Consider the following 18,119-nt stretch of genomic DNA (forward strand, 5'->3'; position numbering starts at 1 on the left):
CTAAGTATCACCCAGGATGATATACGGGTGGTTGCCATGGCAGAGCTCGATACGTGCACATGTGATACAATCAGGGAGAAGCTTCCCCATCCGCTTAAGGGCCTGGCCGACCTGGCCTACAACTACTGGTGGAGCTGGAACAGGCGTGCCACCAAGCTCTGGGAACGAATAGACCCGGAACTCTGGCGCGAGCACAAGAACCCCGTTAAGCTCCTGCTGGACACACCTGAAGACCGCTTCAAGGAGCTCCTCCGCGACGATGATTTCATGAACCTCTACGAGCTGGTGATGGACCAGTTTGAGGCTTACATGAATCCCGAGAGCACCTGGTTCTCGACCAACTATCCCAAGTGGGACAAACCTATAGTGTACCTCTGCATGGAGTACGGTATAAGCAGGAGCCTGCCCATCTATTCCGGTGGTCTGGGAATTCTCGCTGGCGACCACGTGAAGACCGCGAGCGACCTCGGGCTTCCGTTCATAGCGGTTGGCCTTCTCTACAAGCACGGCTACTTTAGGCAGGAGATAGACAGGGACGGCCAGCAGAGGGAGATATTTCCCGAGTACCGGCCGGAAGAGATGCCGATCACGCCAGTTCTCGGTAGCGATGGAAAACCGCTCCTGGTCGAGGTTCCGATTGGAGATGGCATCGTCCACGCGAGGGCCTTTGAGGTGAGGGTCGGCAGGGTCAGGATATACCTCCTCGACACGGATGTGCCCGAGAACAGCGCCGACGACAGAAAGATATGTGACTACCTCTACAACGCCGAGATAGACAAGCGCATAAAGCAGGAAATACTTCTTGGAATCGGTGGGATGAGGCTCCTGAAAGCCCTTGGGATAGAACCCGGTGTCGTTCACCTCAACGAGGGGCACCCGGCCTTTGCGAACCTCCAGAGGATGGCCTGGTACATGGAGGAGGGCCTTACCTTCACAGAGGCGCTCAGCATAGTTAGGGGCACGACGGTTTTCACCACGCACACCCCGGTTCCGGCCGGCCACGACAGGTTTCCGATAGAGGAAGTCAGGAAGAGGCTGGCGAGGTTCCTTGGGGGCAGGGAAGAGCTTCTGGAGCTTGGCAGAGAAGGCGACCAGCTTAACATGACCCTCCTGGCCATAAGGACGTCGAGCTACGTCAACGGCGTGAGCCAGCTTCACGCGGAGGTCAGCAAGCGCATGTGGAAGGACCTCTGGCCGGACGTCCCGATAGACGAGATACCGATAGAGGGCATCACGAACGGAATCCACACCATGACGTGGGTTCACAACGAGATGAGGAAGCTCTTCGACCGCTACATTGGAAGGGTCTGGCGTGAACACACGAACCTGGAGGGAATCTGGTACGCCGTTGAGAGGATCCCTGACGAGGAGCTCTGGGAGGCGCACCTCGAAGCCAAGAGACAGTTCCTCGCCCTTCTGAGGAGGAAGATCATGCGGCGGAACCAGCGCCTCGGTACGGACGACCCTCTCCCGAGCATCGACGAGAACGCTCTCATAATTGGCTTCGCCAGGCGCTTTGCAACCTACAAGCGGGCGACGCTCCTGTTCATGGACCTTGAGCGGCTGAAGAGGATCCTCAACAACCCCGAGCGGCCGGTGTACCTGGTCTTCGGTGGAAAGGCCCACCCGATGGATGAAGCGGGGAAGGAATTCCTTAAGCGCGTTTACGAGGTCAGCCAGATGCCCGAGTTCCGGGGCAAGATATTCGTGATGGAGAACTACGATATGGGCAGCGCCAGGCTCATGGTTGCGGGAGTCGATGTCTGGCTCAACAACCCGCGCAGACCGCTGGAGGCGAGCGGAACGAGCGGCATGAAAGCTGGATTGAACGGCGTCCTCAACGCGAGCATCTACGACGGCTGGTGGGTCGAGGGCTACAACGGAAAGAACGGCTGGGTGATCGGCGAGGAGAGCACGGAGCCGGAGACGGATGCCGACGACGTCAAGGATGCCGTGGCCCTCTACGAACTCCTTGAGAGGGAGATAATCCCGACCTACTACGACAACCGCGAGCGCTGGGTTTACATGATGAAGGAGAGCATCAAGGGCATCGCCCCGCGCTTCAGCACCCACCGCATGGTCAAGGAGTACATGGACAGGTTCTACTCGAGGGCCATGAGCAACCACATCTGGCTCACCCGCGACGGGTACCGCGGTGCGAAGGACATTGCCGCGTGGAAGGACCGCGTCACCGCCTCGTGGGACGAAGTGCGGCTCTGTGATCCGAAGGTTCGCGAAGACGGAACCGGTCTGGAGGTGGAGGTCGTCCTGGACGGACTGAAGCCCGAAGACGTCCGCGTGGAGCTCTACTACGGGGTTAAGGCCGAGGGCTACAACGTCGAGAGGGCCCACATAATAGAGCTCAGGCATCCGAAGAAGCTCGAAGGCGGCAGGTGGCTCTACACCTACGAGGGCAACGCTCTCAGACATCTGGGCGACCCCTGCTGGCACTACGCGCTCCGCGTTTATCCGCACCACGAGAAGCTGCCCCACAGGTTCCTCCTCGGTCTGGTGAAGTGGAGGAGCATTGATACCTAACCTTTCCTTTTTGTTTCATCTCTGTGCGGTACCGTGTCCTGGAATGCCAGTTGAAACTTTTAGACTTTCTTGATGGTGGGACATATTTTTAACCGGAAGCGTTCATTGTAAAAGCCGGACAACCGACAGGGGGTGAAATCATGGATGAGGTGAAGAAGTGGACTCTGTACCTTACGTTCCTGGTTGCGGGATTTGCCACGGGCATCGGTAGCATAGGCCTGTTCCCCCAGTTCTGGCTCCAGTACGGCATCACAGGAATGGCTGTGTACATTGTCTTCCTTGCCGTGTTTACGTACATCGCCATACTTGAGGCAGAGACTGTCATGAAGTCCGGCTACTACTTCGTCGAGCTTTACAACAAGGTTTCCAGGCGGCCGGCGATGGTGCTGTCCATATTTGTCGTTATAGCGGTGTTCCTTTCGTACTACGCGGCCAACACCATGCTGACGGTGCTCTCGCCCGTCCTCGGCACGGGGACCGTTGCCAGGCTGATAGCGAAGGTGCTGATGTTCACCGTGGTCTTTCTGATACTCACCAGGGCCAAGGAGAAGACGTTCTCCATCATGGCCTTTGGTTCGATAATCTTCGTCGTCGCGGTGGCCGTGACCGCCGTTGCCTTCAAGGTTCAGATACCTGAGAACGCGGCGTTTCTGGGGCTGGCCAAGCACATGATGGTTGCCAGGCATGGACTAAGCCTCGCCATGATAAAGGCTGCCGCCGAAAGGGCCCTTTACGGTGTCGGCCTGGGAATGGCTTTCTACCTCATGCTCGGCAGCTTCATAAACGAGCGCTTTAACGCCAGGGTCATCATCGGGACAGGAATATTCATCCAGCTCCTCATAGGCGTCCTCTCCACGGTAACCGTGGTTTACGCCATTGCCCCCACAACGCCGGAAAGACTCCTTCAGTACGTCTACGGCGGTGAAGAGGGCGCCATTCAGATGATGGCCGACCTTCCCACGATACTCGCGGATTACCCCATGCTCCTGGCGTTAATAGGCCTTTCTACGTTCTTCGCCGGTGTGACCAGCCTGCTCCCAACCGCGGAGGTTGGCCTTCAGATCATCGAATCGATGCTGGGTACCGGAAGAAACAGGGCCGCGACGTACCTAATAGGGACCTCCCTCCTGATAGGTATCTTTGACTCTCCCCCGTTGATAGCCGACATGGTCCTCAAGGCGGTTGTTCTTGCCACGTTCTTCACGGCAATGTACGAGCTCTACCCGGTGGTTTCGTCCGGAAAGAAGCTCTCAATGGCCGCTATGGCGGTGGTTGCAGTAGGCTCTCTCGCGTTCGTGGTTGGGGGTCTCTACGCCTTCTTCGGCGTGTTCAGGGCCGGCGGGCTCTACTTAGTCTCGGGTGTCCTGGCGGCCATCGTGCTGCTCTTCAGCCTCTTTGGCGACAGGCTGGTCGCCCAGAAAACGGCCGTATGATGCCCTCTTTTTATTTTCATCTTGAAAATGGATAAGAAAAGGTAGCAGCGGCGTTACCTGTGGGCAAATATCGCCACGACCTTCTCGGGCGTTACCTCGTCTATTCTAACAAAGCCAAAGCGTTCGAACTGAACCACATCGTCCACACTGACCTTGGCATCGCTCTCCAGGAGGCCCTTCCTCACCACGAGTTCGTCCCCCTCAGGAACAAGGACCTCACAGGGCTTCCCCTCTGTGATCCAGTGCACCATCCTCCAGCGGTTCTCCCTGGCGACTTCGTAGTCGACGCTGTGGAACCTCGCTTTTAGGCCCCCCTCTGAGACTTCAACTATCTCGACGTTGAAGAGGTCCTTCAGGCGGACGAAACTGCCCGGTTTAAAGAGCTCCATGTCGTCCTTTGAGACGTATACCGGCTTTCCTGGAACGAACTTGAGCCTCCTGACACCGCGCTCCGGGTGGTCCGGGTGGAGCGGTACCTCCGCCGTGAACTCCTCATCGTAGCCCTCTATCTGCATCGGAATGGGATCGGCGACGAAGAAGTACCTGTTGGCCACGGGCTCGATTATCCTCCGGTTTATCGCCGCCAGGTTGTCCCAGCTCACAGTCGTGTCGCTTCTCTTGAGGCCGACGTCGATGATGAGCTCCCTTATTGCCTCCGGCCTTATGCCGCGCCTCCTGAGGGCCCTTATGGTACCAAGCCTGGGGTCGTCCCAACCGAGGTATTTACCCTCCTCTATTCCCTTCCTGGTTTTGGACTTGCTGAGGATGACCCCCTCAATGCTGAGCCTCCCGTGGTGAACCGTCTGCGGGTATTCCCAGCCGAAGTAGTCGTAGAGGTAGCGCTGTCTCGTCTCGTTCTCCGCGTGCTCCTGTCCGCGGAAGATGTGGGTGACGCCGAGCTCGTGGTCGTCTATGGCCGAGGCGAAGTTGTAGAGCGGCCAGACGCGGTACTTGTCGCCAACGCGCGGGTGGTCCGCGTTGTCGATTATCCTCAGCGCCGGCCAGTCGCGGACGGCAGGGTTGGGGTGCTTGAGGTCAGTCTTTATCCTGACGACGGCCTCTCCCTCTCTGTACTCTCCGTTCAGCATCTTCCTCCAGCGCTCGAGCTGGACCTCCGGCGGCTCCTCCCTGTGCGGGCAGGCGATGCCCTTGTCCCTAAGCTCGCGGAACTTCTCCGGTGGGCAGGTGCAGACGTAGGCCTTTCCGCCCTTTATGAGCTCCTCCGCGTACCTGTAGTATATCTCCAGCCTGTCGCTGGCGATGTGAACTTCATCGACCTTGAAGCCAAGCCACTCAAGGTCCTCCTTGATCCACTCGTAGAACCTGGGTTCAGGCCTCTTGACCTTCGGGTCGGTGTCGTCGAAGCGGAGTATAAACCTGCCGCCGTAGAGCCTCGCGTACTCGTGGCTCAAAATAGCGGCCCTCGCGTTTCCGAGGTGGAACGCGCCGTCCGGATTGGGAGCGAAGCGGGTAACGACCTTCCCCTTTTCGGCCTTCGGCAGGGGCGGGAGGCCTTTTTTCTCCTCCTTTTTCTCCTTCTTTGCCTCAAAGAACTCGGGATAAATCTCCCTGAGCCTGGCCCCCTGCTCCTCGATGCTCATGCCGTTGACCTTTTCCACGATTTCGTTCACCAGGGGAATCACTTCCCTGGCCTTCGGTCTCAGCTCAGGGTTCTCGCCGAGAACCTTTCCTATAACCGCCTTTGGGTTTGCCTTCCCCTTGTGGGTGTAAGCGTTGATGAGCGCGTACTTCAGTATGAGCTCCTCCACGTTCATTCTCCTCACCGGGGGGAGAAAGGCGGGAGTGGTTATAAAGTTAGTCCTCGGAAATTGGGAGAAAAGGGGTGCGGAGCTCACTCCGCGAAGGTGACTATCTTGAGGTTTATCGGGCGCCTGACGACGTTGTACTTCCTCGCGCCGACGAGGTACTTGACGCCGCTCTCGCTCACCGTGTCGATGAGCCTCTGGGTAATGACGCCGTTAAAGACGACGGCGTAGACGTCCTTGCGCTCCCTGAGCCGCCCGGTCATCTCCCTGACGGGTATCTCCGCGAGGACGTTTTTGTCCTTGTCGAGGAGGAGCGCCATCGACTCCTTGGAGGCCTTGACCTTCTCTATGAGCTCGCCGAACTCGTCGAGCTCGCTTGGCTTCGGCTGCTGGATGGGTTTTATTATCCTCTCCTCCCTCTTGGGCTCGGGCCTCTCGGGCTTTTCCGGCTTCCGCTCCACCGGGCCCCTCTGCACCTGGCTGGGAGAGTGGGCAGCGGGTTTCCGCTCCTCCTTCCTCTCTTCCCTTGCCTTTGCCTTCTCCTTTTCCTTGATGACGTCGTAGAAGTTCCTGCCCTTGTAGAATATCTCGGTTATGACCTGCTCCGCCGGGACCTTGCTCCTGAGGGACTTGACTATCTCCTTCTTGGTGAGCTCTTCAACTTCCTTGCCCTCCGGCGCGCGGGCCACATAGTCCACATCGGCAACCTGGAGGAGCTCCTTGAGGATGAGCTCGCCGCCGCGGTCGCCGTCGGTGAAGGCGGTAACAATGCGCTCCTTGCTGAGCTTGGTTATCGTCTCGGGAACCGAAGTGCCCTCCACCGCTATGGCGTTCTTTATGCCGTGCTTGAGCAGGTTGAGGACGTCGGCCCTTCCCTCAACGACGATAATTGAGTCTGAGAACGGAACGTGCGGTCCAGCCGGGAGCTTCTCGGGTCCGTACTCGATGAGCTCCTTGGCGCGAACGGCCTTCTTGACCTCCTCGGTCAGCTCCTGGGTCTCGGGAATCTCCTGTTCCATGAGTCCCTCGAGTATCTCCTTGGCCCTCTCTATGATGTACTTCCTCTTGGTGGCACGAACGTCCTCGATGCGGAGGACCTTTATGTTGGCCTCCGCCGGGCCAACGCGGTCAATGGTCTCCAAGGCGGCCGCCAGAATCGCGGTCTCAACCCTGTCGAGGCTCGAGGGAACGGTTATCGTTCCGTAGGTCTTTCCGGCCTTGGTGTGAACTTCAACCCTTATCCTTCCAATCCTTCCGGTCTTCTGGAGTTCCCTGAGGTCAAGATCGTCACCGAGAAGACCCTCAGTCTGTCCAAAAATAGCACCAACAACGTCCGGCCTTTCAACAATTCCGCTTGCTTCAAACTCCGCGTATATTACATACTTGGTCGTTCCGAATTCGTCCTTGGCTGACATACCATCACCCTCTTTCCGTTTTTCAAACTTCTGCTTTTCAGCCAAAATGTGGTGAAGCACTGTCTTCTTCCTCTTCATCGAATCCCCTCCGGATGGGGGTCAGAAACGGAGACGACCTTGAGGTAAAGGCCGTAGAGATCCTCGATACCTTTAATGTCCTTCTTTGCGATTCTTCTGAGCTCCCTGCGCGTCTCTGCATCGACCCTGCAGGGATAGCCCTCCAGGTACCGGAGGAGCTTCCTTGCGAGTTCTTCGCCCTTTCTGTCGAAGTCCGTAAGTATCATGACCTCCTTATACGATGAGGCGATGAGCGCAACTTCCGTTAAAGGCAGGCGGGAGAGCCTTATTATCTCCGCCCTGACCCCCAGATTCCTCAGAGCCACCTCGTCTCGCAGGCCCTCAACTATGAGGGCTCCCTCAAACTCTCGCAGTTTATCTATAAGCTCCAGGAATCTTTTATAGTTTTCGGCGTACATTTCGCCGTCGGTTGGATAACGAAAGAATGGGGTTATAAGCTTATTGGGTGGCTCTTTGACACGTTCATGTCCATAGTAATCAGCAGACGTTCCTGACGGGCACCGTGTGGCTCATCGGCTCCTCGTAGAACTCGTCCATGAGCTTCTGGAGCCGTCTGGAGAGTTCAATCTGGTTGCCCCACGAACCCTCTATCTTCCCCTTAGCTGCCATCCTCCCCAGGAACTTTCTCATCTCCTCGCTCAGAGGGCTCGGCTTGCAGCGCGCCCAGGGCGTTCCGGGGAGTGGCATGAAGTAGTGGGCCCTTACCTTCCCGCCCCTTGCCATCACCCACTCCATCAGCTCGATGCTTTTACGCTGGCTCTCCTCGCTCTCGTTCGGCAGGCCCACGATGAAATCAACGACCGGTTCAAAGCCGTACTCAAGCATGTACTCAACCGCCCTCTGGACGTGCTCCACCCGGTGGATTCTGTGCATGGCTTTGAGCATCGCATCGTCACCGCTCTGGGCACCTATGGCCAACCTCCTGTTGTCTGCATAGTCGATGAGGAGCTCCAGCGTCTCCGGGATGACGAACTCCGGACGAACCTCGCTTGGAAACGTTCCGTAGTAGAGCCTCCTGCCCTCTTTCCGGAGGGGTTGAAGTGCCTTGAGAAGGGCCTCAAGCTTGTTAAGCTTTAGTATTGCCCCCGGTGAGCCGTAAGCAAAGGCGTTGGGGGTTATGTAACGCATGTCCCTCATCCTGCGGGAGTACTTCACGATCTGGTCTATCGGCCGGTGTCTCATTCTGAGCCCCTTGATGTACGGCGTCTGACAGTAGTAGCAGCCGAAGGGGCAGCCGCGTGTTATCTCTATCGGGGATATGAGACGGACGCTCTCGGGATACGGCGGGAAGCGCCAGAAGTCCTCAACCCTTGCGAAGCCTGTGAAGACGAACTCGCCGTTGATGTAGAACGCCAGCCCCCTGATGTCGAGGAGCTCCTTTGTGATCCGGTACCCGGTCTTTTTCAGCACGGTGAGGAGCCGGTAGAGAACCTCCTCCCCTTCGCCTATAACCGTGATGTCAAAACCGAGCTGGCTCAGGGTGTGCTTCGGCATGGCTATCGCGTGGTAGCCTCCGGCAACGAGGAGGGCCCCTTTCTCCTTCAGAAGGCGTACCTCCTCGGGCAGGGGGCCCCATATCTCCTCGGTGAAGAAGGAGTAGAGAACAACCTTCGGTCTGGCTTTCAGTATCTCTCTGAAATCCTTGGTTATTATCAGCTCACTGAGGTCAAATCCCTGGCTCTCCAGGGCTCCGAGGAGATGGACGAAGGCGTTGTGATTGCGCTTTGTCATTCTTACCGCTATCTCTGGCATGTTTGAAGCCTGGAGAAGAGGCTTAAAACGCTAACGGTTGGGAAAGGGGAAGTAAAAGAAGCCAGAAAGGCCTTCAGGCCTTGATGGCAAGCTTGATGTCCTCGGCCTTGACGGTCTTCCTGCCGGCGTGCCTGGCAAAGTCGGCGGACTTCCTGGCAAGCTCGATGGCGTACTCCTCGAGGTACTCGGCGAGAACCTTGGCAGCGTCCTCACTGACCCTCTCAGCGCCGGCCTTCCTTATAAGCCTGTCAATCGGGGCAATCGGAAGCTCGGCCATTCGCAACACCTCCTTAACGGGTTCTTCGGTATTCTTTAGGGAATTGGAGATATATAAACCTTTCGGTAAAAGGAGGCATTTCCGCCGGTTTAACGCCAGATGCACCCTTGAATAAATTTAACTTGGCCAGTTGGGTGTTCATGGACACCTGCTTTCCTTCCGGTTCTGCCGTCATGACACTACGGCCCATTGGAGGGTCCACCCAGGTGGAGCCTTTTAACGGCCGTGGGCACGATTGAAAAAAAGCACTGGTCGATACTGCTAACGGCACCGGAAAATTATTCAAACGTGAGCGGCGGGAGGGAGAAGAAGGGGGAAAACCCTCATCCGAGGGAAATCACTTCTTTCTCTTTGAGAGCGCCAGATGCTGGCTCCCCTGATAGTTTCCGCGGTAGGGGCTTTTGGCCGGTCCCTCCAGCCTTATGAAGGCTATCTGTACGAAGCGCTCTCCGTAGGAGAGCTCGACCGGTTCATCGGAGGCGTTGTAGATTCCAAGGGTAAGGTTGCCGTCCCAGCCGGGGTCAACCCACGCAAACGAGCCAAGGAGACCCTCCCTGGCGAGGCTGCTCCTGAGCTTCATGTCACCCATGACGTCGTCCGGGAGCCCAATCCTCTCGAGGGTAAGGATGAGGGCGTATGTCTTTGGGGGAATTACCACTTTCCCGGCCTCTTCAACGTCTATCAGTTCTCCGTTCATGTACGCCTCCCGTCCAACCCTCAGGTCGTAGCCCGCCGGCTGGAGGGACTTCTCGTTGAAGGGCTCGATTAGAATTTCCTTCCTGATTTTCCAGTCAGGGAGCATCATCAGTGACCACCGCAAGCTTTATTTTTGGGCAACTTAAAACACTTGCGAGGGCCCGTGGCCTAGGGGATATGGCGCCGGCCTTCGGAGCCGGTAGTCGCGGGTTCGAATCCCGCCGGGCCCGCCACAGAAACTTTGCCTTCGCAAAGTTTCACCAAAGCTTGTTATTGCTTTTCAAAGTATCTTCTTTTAGAGTGCACATTATTAAAAGGCTGATTCTAGTTGGATTTCCTTGTTTTTAATAAGTTTTCACCGAGTCCCTCAAATACGACGCCCTACGGGCGTCAAAAAGAAAAATGGACTCAAAGTTTAGCGACAAATTTCAAGTGAAATCACTCTCTAAATGCTAAATTTGAATGTGCACCATTTAAACGGCCGATTCAAATAGCAATCACAAACTTTGGTCAAGCTTTGCAAGAACAAAGGTTGCTGTACTCCCAAACCCCCGATGAGGGGTTTCACCCCGCACCCCTAAAACTCCGGGGGGCTAACGCCCCCACACCCCCAGAAACTTGCTTCGCATGTCGAGACTTTCTTCTCAACACGTCGGAAGCTTGTTTTTGGTCAAGCTTTGCTAAATCCTGCTCTGTGTTCTTAGATCCCAGAAGCGAATTTTCTGCAAAAGTTTGATCAAAAGGTCGTGATTCCTTTTCAACGTTAGTTTCTTGAGAACGATTTTAGGTTTAAACCCGCCGTTTGAATTCACACTGCGCTCCAAAGGAGCGCTAAAAATCTGAACCCTTCTCAAACGAACTACAAGAAACAGAATCCCGTTGACCGGTAAGGGTAATAGTGCTTGTTTCGGGAGTTGTTCTTCCCAGGCGGACATGTGTTGAGAAGGACTCCAAAGAAAAGTGGTTGGGTGTCCGCCCAAAGGCGGACAAAGGGAAAGAGAGTTCAGCCGAAGAGGGCACCGAGACCGGCGAGGGCCTCCTCCTCGCTGGCCTCCTCTTCCTCTTCCTCCTCTTCCTCAGCGGCGGCCTCAGCCGGGGCCTCGGCAGCCGGAGCAGCGGCAACGGCAACCGGGGCGGCAACCGGCATGGCGGCCTTCTCGATGACCTCGTCGATGTTGACGCCCTCGAGGGCGGCAACGAGGGCCTTTATCCTGGCCTCGTCCGGGCTGACACCAGCGGCCTCAAGGATGGCCTTGAGGTTCTCCTCGGTTATCTCCTTACCAGCGGCGTGGAGCAGCAGAGCGGCATACACGTACTCCATTTTTCGCACCTCCAATCATCTTCATTTTTTCATTCATTTCACACGGATTTGTTCAGGGATACGAGGGAAATGGAAAGTTCAGCCGAAGAGCGCGCCCAGTCCGGCGAGCGCGTCCTCCTCTGAGGCTTCCTCTTCTTCCTCCTCTTCTTCCTCAGCCTCCTCAACCTTCTCCTCCTGAGGCTGAGCGGCAACGGCTATTTGTGCCTGTTGGTTTAAAAGCTCTTTGGTCTTCTCGTCGAGCAGGTCCTCAGGCAGCTCCTGTGCTATGAGCAGGACTGCACGCAGAGCCCTGCCAAAGATGTCCTCGACGGTCTCTGGGGTGACGTAGCCAGCCTCCACAGCGACGTTCTTCGCGCCGAGGAAGGCCTTCTGGATGATTGCCTCGATGGTCTGGCCCGTCGGGTAGGCGGTGTTGACGGACAGGTTGAACGCGTGCATGTAGGCCTGCTGGAGCAGGTTGATGTACTCCTCCTCGTCGATCGCCAGGACGTCCGGGGTGTAGACGATTCCGTCCTCGTAGGCCGCGAGCAGGTTGAGACCGACCTCGAGCGGCTCTATGCCGAGCGCGTTGAGGATTCTCGCGAGCTGGTCGGTTATGACCTCACCGGCCTTGAGGACGGTGTAGTCCTTCTGGATGCTGACCTTACCCTTCTCGATCCTCGCCGGAATGCCGATGCTCTGCATCTCACCGACGAGCGGACCCGGCGAGATCGACGTCGGACCGGCAGGTATGACGACGTCCCTGGGAACCACCGCTCCCGGCTTGGCCGGGGCAGGGGTCTTGCTCTCCTCGAGGAGCTTGTAGAGCTTGAACGGGTTCATCTCGGTGGCGAGGATTCCGGCTCCGCCCTGGATGTGGTCGATGAGCTTCTCGAGGTCCGGGTTGTTGAGCTCCTGGGCGGCCCTCTTTATGGCGAGCTCTATGAGGGTGTTCCTGCTGACCCTGAGGAGCGCCTTGCCCCTGAGCTTCTCACGCATCTTGCTGAGCGGGTAAGCCGGGACGTTGGCGACGTCAACGAGCGCTATCACTGGGTGGCTCTTGATGATGTTGGCGAGCTCTTCAACTTCCTTCTTCTTCCACTCGGCAACGTGGGCCATCTTCCTCACCTCTCCACCTTAACTGCCGGTCCCATGGTGGTTTTGACGTACACTGACTTCACTTGGTTCTCGCCGCGCTCCAGCTTGTTGATGATGGCGTTGAGAACGGCCTCTGCGTTCTCTGCCAGCTTCTCGTCGTCCATGTCCTCGGTGCCTATCCTGGCGTGAACGACGGGGTTGTTCTTGAGCTGTATCCTGACGGTCCTCTTGAGCCTGGCAACTATCGGTTCAAGGTTGGTCATGGTCGGCGGGACTACCTGCGGCATCTTGTTCCTCGGACCGAGGTACCTACCGAGGTACCTACCGATCTTCGGCATCAGCGGAGCCGCCGCCAGGAAGAAGTCGTAGTTCTTCGCCAGCTTTCTGGCTTCCCTTGGGCTCTTGGCAAGTTCCTCAAGCTGCTCTCCACTAATCACATCAAGCCCGAGCTTTTTAGCCGCCTCGGCAACGGCACCATCAGCGATGACCGCGATTTTGGGCTCCTTCCCACGACCGTGGGGCAGCACAACCTCAAGCTTAAACCTGTTCTCCGGCTTGCGGAGGTCTATATCCTTGAGGTTGACTGCCATTTCGACGGTCTGTGTGAAGTTGCGCGGCTTAGCCCGGGCCTTCGCCTCCTTCACCGCTTCCACGAATTTCTGCCTGTCAAAGGCCATTTACAGCCCTCCTTTCGGTTTTGATTTAAGCAACGAAAAGTCAAAAATGCGTAAAAAGAGGGATTTTTAAACTTTTCCCTCACTCCCCGGCGTTGGCGAAAATCTCGTCGTAAACGCCTTCGTCAATCTCCCTCTGAACTTCCCTGGGATCCTTGCCTTCGATGGTGACGCCCATGCTGAGGGCGGTACCGATGACCTCCTTCGCCGCGGCCTTGAGGTCGGCCGCGAGCATCTGCTCCTGCTTGGCCTTCGCTATTCTGATGACCTGTTCCATCGTGAGGTTCCCGACCGGGCTGTGGCCAGCCTCGCTGGAGCCCTTCGGGGCGCCAATCTCCTTCTTGATGAGCTGGCTGACCGGCGGGACACCGACCTCTATCTCGAAGGTCTTTTTCTTGGGGTCGGTGACGATGATCTTGACGGGAACCTGCATTCCCTCAAAGTCCTTGGTGGCCTTGTTTATCTCGTCAACGACCTGCTTGACGTTGAGTCCGAGCGGACCGATGGCGGGACCGAGCGGGGGTCCGGGTGAAGCCTTTCCTCCCTCAACGAGCACCTCAACAACCTGTGCCATTTTTCTCACCTCTGTCTTTTGACCGTTCACTCCTTCTGGCGTTTGCTTATAAGTCTAACGTATTCGCCCCTCACCGTGACCGGAATCGGGACGATCGAGCCTATGAGCTCGACTACTATCTCGTCCTTGGCCTCATCGACCCTGACGACCTTGGCCTTCTCGCCCTTGAACGGGCCGGAGATTAGCTCAACGATGTCGCCGGGCTCGAAGCCGCTCACAGCGGGCTTCTCCTCGAGGAAGTGTTCTATCTCCTCGAACTTAACCTCCCCCGGCAGGGTGCCCTTGGCGTGGCGTATGCCCTTTATTGCCTCGTCAACGGCGCTTTTGCTCGGTGCCTCTATGAAAATGTAGCCCTTAACCTTCGATGGCGCCAGTATGGCGTACACTGGAAGGTTGTACGTCTTAATCTTGCTGTATATCAGCTTGGCGGTGGTCTCTTCCTGCCCCACCGTGACACGCACTGTGAATATCTTGCCGTCGCTCATCCTTCTCACCCACTGCCGCTGGTTCAGGCTCCGGTGATGAGGTAACCTATCAGACGGAGTATAAGACCAATGGTACCTATCAGGAGCATTCCAATGCCGGTTATCTTCGCTGCCATCTTAAATTCCTTCATTCCCGGCTTTTTTGTGACCATCAAAACCCTCCGCGACTCCGCGAAGAAGCTTTTAAGCTTTTCCGTGGTCGTTGCCACTCCCGTCACCTCGCCAAATTTTGAAAATGAAAGGTCGTCAAAGCTCCTCAAGGTCGAGCTTAATAACTTTTCTCTCCTGCTCCTCACCGTAGTAACCCGGCTCCTCCTCAGCCACCGCGTAGGGTGAGCTGACGCCGGTGACCACGATGAGGATGCGGATCATCTTCTCCAGCTCCTCGTCGAGCTGGATTCCCCAGATAACCTGGGCCTCGGGGTCGAGCTTGCTGGTGACCAGCTCGATTATCTGCTGGGCCTCCTCGAGCTTGACGTCGCTTCCGCTGATGCTTATTAAAGCGCCCTTGGCACCGCTTATATCTACGTCGAGGAGCGGGCTGTTGAGTGCCTGCTGGGCGGCCTCCAAAGCCCTCTTCTCGCTGTCGCTCTCACCGATACCTATCATGGCGACGCCGCCGTCCTTCATGACGGCCCTGACGTCGTTGAAGTCGAGGTTCACGAGACCCGGCTTGGTGATGAGCTCGGTGATGCCCTTAACGGCCTGGACGAGTATCTCGTCGGCGACCTTGAATGCCATGTGGATCGGCAGGTTCGGGGCAACCTCCATGAGCTTGTCGTTCGGGATGACTATGACGGTGTCGCTGTTCTTCCTGAGCCTCTCCAGGCCGTACTCGGCGTTCTTTATCCTCCTGATGCCCTCAACCGTGAACGGGAGGGTGACGACGGAGACCGTGAGGGCGCCCATCTTCTTGGCTATCTCGGCAACGACCGGGGCAGCACCGGTGCCGGTACCTCCACCGAGACCGCAGGTGATGAAGACCATGTCCGCTCCTTCGAGGGCCTCCCTGATGTCCCTCTCGCTCTCTTTGGCAGCCTCTTCTCCCATCTTGGGGTTGTTCCCGGCTCCGAGGCCGCGGGTGAGTTCCTTACCGATGAGTATCTTCCTGTGAGCGCGAACCTTGAGGAGGTCCTGGGCGTCCGTGTTTATTGCGACAACCTTCGCGCCCTCAATACCAACCTGCATCATCCTGTTAATGGTGTTACAGCCGGCACCGCCGACACCAACGACATTAATCTTAGCCTGAATCTGCTCAAGAATCCTCTTGAGCTCCTCATCAATGTCAGTCTGGGGGGCCTGGGCCTCCGGCACCTTGTTGAGGCCGGCGGAGGTTCTTTCAATGGCATCTTCAATCAGCTTCAGCATCTTTTCACCCTCCGGGCAATTTAACATCTGTTCCACTTTGTACGCAGGTAGTATATAAATTTAGCTAAGGACGAGTGTTGATTTTTAAATCCCGCTCAACATCTTTAAAGATTTCGATTGTTCAGTCACGTATGAACTCCAAGCCCAGTTCCTCGGCCAGGCTCCTAGCCAGCTGCCTGGTTTCTCCCCTGCTGCCCTTCCAGTCAACGTAAATGGCATCGACTTCTCCATGTGTTCTTTCGATGGCCCTGAGGAGAAGCTCCTCCTTAACGGGGTGGGCGTACTTAGGGGCTATGTGGCTGAACGCTATGTCCGTCTCGAGTGCCCTCTTGGTCTGTTTTGGGGCGTAGTGCCCGCCGCCTATGCCGATGGCAACCGGGAACCTGGCCGTCTTGTAATGTTCAAGCACATGAATTATCGTCTCGGCTATTATCTCCCCCGCCCTGTCGTTGACCCACTCCTCCTCACTCGAGCCTATCTCAATAAACAGGCTCGGCACGTTGAGCTCGCTGGGGCCGTGGTGCGTTGCCTCGTAGCAGACGGTCCATCCGAGGTCGTTGAGCTCGTCCATTTTCATGAGGGCAAGCTTCATGGCCGCGGGCTGGGCTACGGCGAGGCTCTCGTCTTTCCCCCCGTACATCGCGTTTCCCCAGTTCCCGGTGACGTGGGTGGTAAGTGCGGGAAGCTTCTGCTTGCTGGAGTGGCGCGAGGCGAATACTATTATCTCTGGGTGAATCCCCAGCTGACTGTTTATAGCCCCATCGAGTCCGTCGTAGTATATCATCTCATCGTTCGTCGTGAGGATAAGGGTGTCGTCCTTTGAATAGACGGGATTGCCGTCAAACTCTTTCCCCGTCTCCCTGAAGCCGAAGTTCTCGATGAGTTTTCTCATTATGTTCATGGATGCCGGATCAACCCTGGTGGTCATTATAACCTTCATTTTACAACCCCCACGGGGGATTCCCGTTCTGATTAAAAGGCTTTGCCCGGGTTCGATATTCTACCTTTGTATAGCTCATATCGAGGTTCTTACGTTTCGTGTTGGCATCCAATGAAAGATTTACGAAAATGTAACGCAAACTATATAACATAAGATGTACTTCAATATCCTAATGTGGTCGTTAGGCCATAAACGAACATTATAGTTTGGAGGTGTTCAGGACATGAGAAAGTTTGTCTCAATCGGATTGGTTGCCGCTTTGCTTTTTGCGGTTGTTATGGCCGGATGTATAAGCCCTGGAGGAGAAACCAGCTCCACCACCGGCCCGACTGAAAGCTACTCTGTGGAGATATACACCGGAGGAACCAGCGGTGTTTACTACCCGCTCGGCTCGGCCTACGCCAACATCCTCAACCAGTACAGCAAAGATGAAACCGGAATAAAGATTGAGGCCAGGGCCGTCACCAGCGGCGCCAGCGTCGCCAACGCCCAGGCCATAGGCGATGGTAGGGCCCAGGCGGCCATAATGCAGAACGATGTCGCTTACTACGCCTTCCACGGCACCACCCTCGAGGCGTTCCAGGGCAAGGCAGTCACCAAGATCCGCGGTGTCGCTGCCCTCTATCCAGAGACCATCCAGTTCGTTGTTAAGGCCGACAGCAACATAAAGACCCTCGAGGATCTCAAGGGCAAGAAGGTTGCGGTTGGAGCTGCGGGAAGCGGTACCGCGGTGGCCGCCCAGCAGATACTTGAGGCTGCAGGCGTCTGGGATGATGTTGACAAGGTCTACCTCAAGTTCAGTGAGGCCGCCCAGCAGCTCAAGCTCGGCCAGATCGACGCCGCGGTCATAGTCTCGGGCGCCCCAACCCCTGCCATCGACCAGATAGCAGTCCAGACTCCAGTCAGGGTTCTCCCGATAGGTGAGGACATCCTCAAGGAACTCAAGAACCAAGGGTACATATTCTACGTCAGCCAGACCCTTCCAAAGGACACCTACAAGGGCATGACTGAAGACACGCCAACCCTCGCCGTCAAGGCCGTTCTCGTGGTCAGTGCCGACGTCCCGGATGATGTCGTGTACGCCATGACCAGGCTCCTCTTCCTCCACGTTGACGAGCTCAGACAGGTTCACGCCAAGGCGCAGTACATAAGCTTCGACACGGCCCTCGATGGTATGAGCATCCCGCTCCACCCCGGGGCAGTCAAGTACTATGAGGAGAAGGGCAAGACCGTCCCCGATGAACTAAAGCCGTGAGGAGGGTCTCTTTGAGCCGGAAAACTCTTTCTTTTTTTGCAATCATCCTTGTATTCATTCTGCCCTTTCTTCCGGTTAAAGCGGTTGAGATAACCGTCGGTGATGAATCCCACTTCTATCCCCTCGGCTCCGCGATCGAGATATCCTACATCCACAGCGTTGAGCGGAGCAGGGTGGTGGAGGTGCTCGTTGCCAACGACAGCGGTTTTTACGCCGTCGAGATGAGGTGGAAGGACTTCGGGGCGGGTCTCCCCGAGGACATCCAGAACCTGACGGACGGCTTTTACGTGAAGAAGACCCGCGATTACCTCGGGAGGGAATTCCGCTACTGGTTCATCCCGATAAACCACGCGAACATCACCGTGGACGGCTCTCCCGTCATTGTGGACTCTGACGGTGGGAGGCAGGTCATCGTGGATTTCCGCATCAGGCGTGTTCCGCTCATAATGAAACTCATTGGGAGGTGGTAA

18 protein-coding genes and 1 tRNA gene are annotated in these 18,119 nt (G+C 56.5%); 5 read left to right on the forward strand and 14 right to left on the reverse strand.

The features are described 5' to 3' along the window. Window positions 1–36: 36 nt before the first annotated feature. Together malP and E3E42_RS07600 are read left to right on the forward strand one after the other, a co-directional pair. On the forward strand, window positions 37–2,538 hold the full coding sequence (malP, locus tag E3E42_RS07595) for a maltodextrin phosphorylase (protein WP_167903796.1): 2,502 nt from the start codon (window positions 37–39) through the stop codon (window positions 2,536–2,538). 140 nt (window positions 2,539–2,678) lie between these two features. Next, window positions 2,679–3,971: a sodium-dependent transporter gene (locus E3E42_RS07600; protein WP_167903798.1), complete on the forward strand. Its 1,293-nt coding sequence runs from the start codon at window positions 2,679–2,681 to the stop codon at window positions 3,969–3,971. A gap of 53 nt (window positions 3,972–4,024) precedes the next feature. On the opposite strand, the gene E3E42_RS07605 is transcribed toward E3E42_RS07600, so the two are convergent. The 6 genes from E3E42_RS07605 to dcd form a co-directional block, all read right to left on the reverse strand. After that, complete coding sequence (locus tag E3E42_RS07605) at window positions 4,025–5,746, reverse strand: glutamate--tRNA ligase (protein WP_167904027.1); 1,722 nt, start codon at window positions 5,744–5,746, stop codon at window positions 4,025–4,027. A gap of 77 nt (window positions 5,747–5,823) precedes the next feature. Beyond that, window positions 5,824–7,230 carry a DNA primase DnaG gene (gene dnaG, locus E3E42_RS07610; protein WP_167903800.1) on the reverse strand — a complete coding sequence of 469 codons (1,407 nt, stop codon included), beginning with the start codon at window positions 7,228–7,230 and terminating at the stop codon, window positions 5,824–5,826. After that, the gene (locus E3E42_RS07615) at window positions 7,227–7,628 is read right to left on the reverse strand and encodes a toprim domain-containing protein (protein ID WP_058939852.1); all 402 of its coding nucleotides are present in this window, start codon (window positions 7,626–7,628) and stop codon (window positions 7,227–7,229) included. Before E3E42_RS07615 ends, dnaG begins: the two co-directional genes overlap by 4 nt. A gap of 79 nt (window positions 7,629–7,707) precedes the next feature. Beyond that, window positions 7,708–8,982, reverse strand: a complete 1,275-nt coding sequence (locus E3E42_RS07620; protein WP_167903802.1) for a TIGR04013 family B12-binding domain/radical SAM domain-containing protein — start codon at window positions 8,980–8,982, stop codon at window positions 7,708–7,710. A gap of 73 nt (window positions 8,983–9,055) precedes the next feature. After that, window positions 9,056–9,259: an archaeal histone HpkA gene (hpkA, locus tag E3E42_RS07625; RefSeq protein WP_014012340.1), complete on the reverse strand. Its 204-nt coding sequence runs from the start codon at window positions 9,257–9,259 to the stop codon at window positions 9,056–9,058. A 337-nt stretch (window positions 9,260–9,596) separates the two neighbouring features. Further along, entirely contained in the window at window positions 9,597–10,064 is a 468-nt protein-coding gene (gene dcd, locus E3E42_RS07630; RefSeq protein WP_167903803.1) for a dCTP deaminase, read from the reverse strand. Between the two features lie 48 nt (window positions 10,065–10,112). On the opposite strand from dcd, the gene E3E42_RS07635 reads away from it, so the two are divergent. Next, window positions 10,113–10,188, forward strand: a tRNA-Arg gene (locus E3E42_RS07635). Between the two features lie 770 nt (window positions 10,189–10,958). On the opposite strand, the gene rpl12p is transcribed toward E3E42_RS07635, so the two are convergent. From rpl12p to E3E42_RS07675, 8 genes are all read right to left on the reverse strand, one after another. Further along, window positions 10,959–11,276: a 50S ribosomal protein P1 gene (gene rpl12p / locus E3E42_RS07640; protein WP_014012337.1), complete on the reverse strand. Its 318-nt coding sequence runs from the start codon at window positions 11,274–11,276 to the stop codon at window positions 10,959–10,961. A 78-nt stretch (window positions 11,277–11,354) separates the two neighbouring features. Beyond that, window positions 11,355–12,374 (reverse strand): 50S ribosomal protein L10, encoded by a 1,020-nt coding sequence (locus tag E3E42_RS07645; RefSeq protein ID WP_167904029.1) that lies wholly within the window; start codon window positions 12,372–12,374, stop codon window positions 11,355–11,357. A gap of 5 nt (window positions 12,375–12,379) precedes the next feature. Next, entirely contained in the window at window positions 12,380–13,030 is a 651-nt protein-coding gene (locus tag E3E42_RS07650; protein WP_148882565.1) for a 50S ribosomal protein L1, read from the reverse strand. Between the two features lie 79 nt (window positions 13,031–13,109). Continuing rightward, on the reverse strand, window positions 13,110–13,601 hold the full coding sequence (locus tag E3E42_RS07655) for a 50S ribosomal protein L11 (RefSeq protein ID WP_167903805.1): 492 nt from the start codon (window positions 13,599–13,601) through the stop codon (window positions 13,110–13,112). Between the two features lie 26 nt (window positions 13,602–13,627). After that, the gene (locus E3E42_RS07660; protein ID WP_014012333.1) at window positions 13,628–14,086 is read right to left on the reverse strand and encodes a transcription elongation factor Spt5; all 459 of its coding nucleotides are present in this window, start codon (window positions 14,084–14,086) and stop codon (window positions 13,628–13,630) included. A gap of 23 nt (window positions 14,087–14,109) precedes the next feature. After that, on the reverse strand, window positions 14,110–14,295 hold the full coding sequence (locus E3E42_RS07665; protein WP_014012332.1) for a protein translocase SEC61 complex subunit gamma: 186 nt from the start codon (window positions 14,293–14,295) through the stop codon (window positions 14,110–14,112). Between the two features lie 37 nt (window positions 14,296–14,332). Further along, the gene (ftsZ, locus tag E3E42_RS07670) at window positions 14,333–15,454 is read right to left on the reverse strand and encodes a cell division protein FtsZ (RefSeq protein WP_167903807.1); all 1,122 of its coding nucleotides are present in this window, start codon (window positions 15,452–15,454) and stop codon (window positions 14,333–14,335) included. 121 nt (window positions 15,455–15,575) lie between these two features. After that, the gene (locus tag E3E42_RS07675; protein WP_167903809.1) at window positions 15,576–16,394 is read right to left on the reverse strand and encodes a D-aminoacyl-tRNA deacylase; all 819 of its coding nucleotides are present in this window, start codon (window positions 16,392–16,394) and stop codon (window positions 15,576–15,578) included. A 223-nt stretch (window positions 16,395–16,617) separates the two neighbouring features. On the opposite strand from E3E42_RS07675, the gene E3E42_RS07680 reads away from it, so the two are divergent. Continuing rightward, window positions 16,618–17,649, forward strand: a complete 1,032-nt coding sequence (locus E3E42_RS07680) for a TAXI family TRAP transporter solute-binding subunit (RefSeq protein WP_167903811.1) — start codon at window positions 16,618–16,620, stop codon at window positions 17,647–17,649. A gap of 11 nt (window positions 17,650–17,660) precedes the next feature. Then, window positions 17,661–18,119, forward strand: a complete 459-nt coding sequence (locus E3E42_RS07685) for a DUF1850 domain-containing protein (RefSeq protein WP_167903812.1) — start codon at window positions 17,661–17,663, stop codon at window positions 18,117–18,119.

Origin of the sequence: Thermococcus sp. JdF3 (assembly GCF_012027495.1) — an archaeon.
Classification (GTDB): domain Archaea; phylum Methanobacteriota_B; class Thermococci; order Thermococcales; family Thermococcaceae; genus Thermococcus.

Bases quoted from the DNA above. Each gene is read 5' to 3' on its own strand.
- malP (WP_167903796.1), top strand. From the start codon at position 37: ATGGCAGAGCTCGATACGTGCACATGTGATACAATCAGGGAGAAGCTT.
- E3E42_RS07600 (WP_167903798.1), top strand. From the start codon at position 2,679: ATGGATGAGGTGAAGAAGTGGACTCTGTACCTTACGTTCCTGGTTGCG.
- E3E42_RS07605 (WP_167904027.1), bottom strand. From the start codon at position 5,746: ATGAACGTGGAGGAGCTCATACTGAAGTACGCGCTCATCAACGCTTAC.
- dnaG (WP_167903800.1), bottom strand. From the start codon at position 7,230: ATGAAGAGGAAGAAGACAGTGCTTCACCACATTTTGGCTGAAAAGCAG.
- E3E42_RS07615 (WP_058939852.1), bottom strand. From the start codon at position 7,628: ATGTACGCCGAAAACTATAAAAGATTCCTGGAGCTTATAGATAAACTG.
- E3E42_RS07620 (WP_167903802.1), bottom strand. From the start codon at position 8,982: ATGCCAGAGATAGCGGTAAGAATGACAAAGCGCAATCACAACGCCTTC.
- hpkA (WP_014012340.1), bottom strand. From the start codon at position 9,259: ATGGCCGAGCTTCCGATTGCCCCGATTGACAGGCTTATAAGGAAGGCC.
- dcd (WP_167903803.1), bottom strand. From the start codon at position 10,064: ATGATGCTCCCTGACTGGAAAATCAGGAAGGAAATTCTAATCGAGCCC.
- rpl12p (WP_014012337.1), bottom strand. From the start codon at position 11,276: ATGGAGTACGTGTATGCCGCTCTGCTGCTCCACGCCGCTGGTAAGGAG.
- E3E42_RS07645 (WP_167904029.1), bottom strand. From the start codon at position 12,374: ATGGCCCACGTTGCCGAGTGGAAGAAGAAGGAAGTTGAAGAGCTCGCC.
- E3E42_RS07650 (WP_148882565.1), bottom strand. From the start codon at position 13,030: ATGGCCTTTGACAGGCAGAAATTCGTGGAAGCGGTGAAGGAGGCGAAG.
- E3E42_RS07655 (WP_167903805.1), bottom strand. From the start codon at position 13,601: ATGGCACAGGTTGTTGAGGTGCTCGTTGAGGGAGGAAAGGCTTCACCC.
- E3E42_RS07660 (WP_014012333.1), bottom strand. From the start codon at position 14,086: ATGAGCGACGGCAAGATATTCACAGTGCGTGTCACGGTGGGGCAGGAA.
- ftsZ (WP_167903807.1), bottom strand. From the start codon at position 15,454: ATGCTGAAGCTGATTGAAGATGCCATTGAAAGAACCTCCGCCGGCCTC.
- E3E42_RS07675 (WP_167903809.1), bottom strand. From the start codon at position 16,394: ATGAAGGTTATAATGACCACCAGGGTTGATCCGGCATCCATGAACATA.
- E3E42_RS07680 (WP_167903811.1), top strand. From the start codon at position 16,618: ATGAGAAAGTTTGTCTCAATCGGATTGGTTGCCGCTTTGCTTTTTGCG.